The organism is Streptomyces sp. NPDC002690 (genome assembly GCF_053592415.1).
In genome coordinates, this window is the sequence record NZ_JBSFVR010000596.1 from 1 (window position 1) to 2818 (window position 2818).

Consider the following 2818-nt stretch of genomic DNA (forward strand, 5'->3'; position numbering starts at 1 on the left):
CGTCCGGGGACCGCGCACTACCCTGCGGGCATGACCACGCTCACCCCGTACGACAACATGTCCCCGGTCGCGCAGGCCGCCTACCGGGCGCGCGCCGCGCGGGACGCGGTGCGCCTCCCGGGCGTTCCGGGGCCCGCACGAACCCGGCCCGTAGCATCCGGCCCCCCGTCGCATCACCCGAACGCGCTAATAGGGATCGTTGCGGCACCTGAGCTCCGACTACTCGCTAGCGTGACGCCTCCATCGACCACGCGGGGGCGGGTGCAGGCATGACGAGAACACCGGTCGCGGCGCGGGCGTTCATCGCGGTCGTGGCGGTCTGCGCCGTCTGTTGTCTCGTCCCCGTACTCGGCGAGGTTCCCTGGCCGGGGCCGGTGGGCGCGAGCGGTGGGGCCCCGGTGTCCTGGCACACCCTCGGCCTGCTGGCCGCGCTCTACCTGGCGGGAGAACTCCCCGGCCGTTGCCCCTTCTTCGGTGAGCGGGTGCCGGTCCGCGCCGGATCGTTCTTCCCGTTCCTGCTCGCCGCCGCTTTCCTGTTGCCGCCCTCGGCCGCCGCGCTCGTCGCCGTACCCGGCGCGCTCGCGGGCCGGGTCGAGCACCGGCCGTCCGCCGCCCGCCGCGTCTGGCGCGCCGCCCAGCTCGTGGTCACCGTCTGGGCCGCCTCCTCGGTCTACGGGGCGCTCGCCGGCCCGGCCACGCTCGGCGGCCCGCACGGTCCGGGCGGGCAGCGGGGCGCCGCGCCCGACTTCCCGTACGCGCTGCTCCCGGCCTGCGCCGCCGTCCTCGTCTTCAGCCTCGTGCTGGCGCTGCTCGACGGCGCCATCCGGGTGCCCGCCGAGCACGTGCCCGTACGGAACGCCTGGCACGGGCTGTTCGCCCCCTCGGTCGGGCCGCATCTCGTGCACGCGCTCGCCGGGCTGATGATGGCGGTCCTGTGGCGAGGCCCCTACGGACCGCTCTCCTCGCTCTTCGTGCTGCTTCCGATGTACATCTCCTGCTGGGTCTTCGCCCAGTACCACCGGGAGCAGGCCGCGCACCGGGCCACCATCCGCGCCCTCGTCCAGGCCGTCGACATCAAGGACACCTACACGCGCGGCCACAGCGAGCGCGTCGGCCGTGCCTCCGTGCTCATCGCCCGTGAGATCGGTATGGCGCCCGAGCGGGTGGAGGCCCTCCGGTTCGCCGGCATCCTGCACGACGTCGGCAAACTCGGCGTGCCGACCCGGGTCCTGCGCAAGGACGGGCCGCTCACTCCGGAGGAGCGACGGGTCATCGAACTCCATCCCGAGTACGGCCACGAGATCGTGCGGGGCATCGGCTTCCTCGACGAGGCCAGGGCGGCGATCCTCCACCACCACGAGCGGCTGGACGGCAGCGGCTATCCGCACGGACTCAGGGGCGCCCGCATCCCCGAGTCCGCCCGGGTGGTCGCCGTCGCCGACGCCTTCGACGCGATGACCTCCAACCGCTCCTACCGGCGCGGGCGCCCGGTGGCCGCCGCCGTGGAGGAACTGCGTCGTTGTGCCGGCAGCCATTTCGACCCCCGGATGGTGCGCGCGCTGGTCCGGGCCCTGGACCGGTACGACTGGTCGGCGGCGACGGCCGCCGTGACCTCGGACGAGGCCACCCTGCCGCCCCCGCGCGGGCAGGCACCCGTCGCCGGGGGAGCGGCGGGCGCGGCACGGACCGCGGACGGCGACGGACGGAGCGAGCGGTGACCTTCCCGAGGGGCCGTCCCGACGGCGGACCGCCGTCCGCCGTCCGCGCGCTGCACGTGGCCGCCCTCGTGCTGACGCTGGTCGCCGTGGTCCACACCCTCTGGTCCGGGTTCGCCGAACCGGGCCACGCCCTCGCCTTCGGCGCGCTCGTGGCCGTCGGCGAACTCGCCCGCCGGGGCGCTCTGCCCGGCGAACGGGAACCCGCGCCGCTCGGCGCCGCCGGGGCCCTCGCGTACGCCCTGCTCGGGCGGAGCGCCGGGGAGCCGACCGGTCAGGGGGTGCTCCAGGTGATCACCGTCGTCACCGCGGCCCAGCTGCTCGCCTCGGTGCCCCGTCCGGGATGTGTCGCGAAGCGGCTCCCGGGACACACCCCGGTGCGCGGCGGACCCGACCCCGACCGGGCGGCCCGGAGGGTGCTGACCGTGGCCTTCGCCGCGGTCTGTTTCCAGCCTCTGCGGATCGCCGAGCAGTCCACCGGGGCTTTGGGAGAGGGGCCGGCGTACGCCGCCTTCCTGGTCGGGCTGCTGGGGCTGACGGCGCTGTGCGACGCGGTGCTCGCCGCGTGGGTGCTGGCGGCGCGGACCCGCTATCCGTACGGCTCGCACCTGCGCGACGAGTTGCGCGGGCTGCCCGGCATCGGGTCGGCGGTCTGTGCGACCGGCGCGGTGATGGCGCTCGGAGTGGCCGTCGCCGGGCTGTGGGCGCTGCCCGTGCTGTGCGTCCCGCTCCTCCTCACCCAGGTCTCCTTCCGGCGGTACGCGGCGGTCCGCGAGACCTACCGGCAGACCATCGCCTCGCTGGCCCGCGCGACCGAGATCGCCGGGTACACCCCGCACGGCCACGCCCGCCGGGTCGCCGAGCTCTCCACGGCGGTCGGCCGCGAGCTGGGGCTGGCGGGCCGTGAGCTGACCGTGCTGGAGTACGCGGCGCTGATGCACGACATCGGCCAGCTCTCCCTGGTCGATCCGCTGGTGGACGGGGCCACCGCCCGGCTGCCCGCCGCCGACCGGACCGGGACGAGGACGACTTGCGCGCGGAGAGACGAAGGAGACGAGCGGGGAATGAAGGACGACAGGGCGGCCGGCGCCGCGCACACCGAC

At 75.5% G+C, this 2818-nt stretch carries 2 protein-coding genes; both read left to right on the forward strand.

The features are described 5' to 3' along the window. The first annotated feature begins 269 nt into the window (after window positions 1-269). Window positions 270-1718 carry an HD-GYP domain-containing protein gene (locus ACWD3D_RS35635; RefSeq protein ID WP_451464819.1) on the forward strand — a complete coding sequence of 483 codons (1449 nt, stop codon included), beginning with the start codon at window positions 270-272 and terminating at the stop codon, window positions 1716-1718. Beyond that, window positions 1715-2818: hypothetical protein (locus ACWD3D_RS35640; RefSeq protein WP_451464820.1), on the forward strand; the 1104-nt coding region annotated here is incomplete at its 3' end. The genes ACWD3D_RS35635 and ACWD3D_RS35640, both read left to right, overlap by 4 nt.

Bases quoted from the DNA above. Each gene is read 5' to 3' on its own strand.
- ACWD3D_RS35635 (WP_451464819.1), top strand. From the start codon at position 270: ATGACGAGAACACCGGTCGCGGCGCGGGCGTTCATCGCGGTCGTGGCG.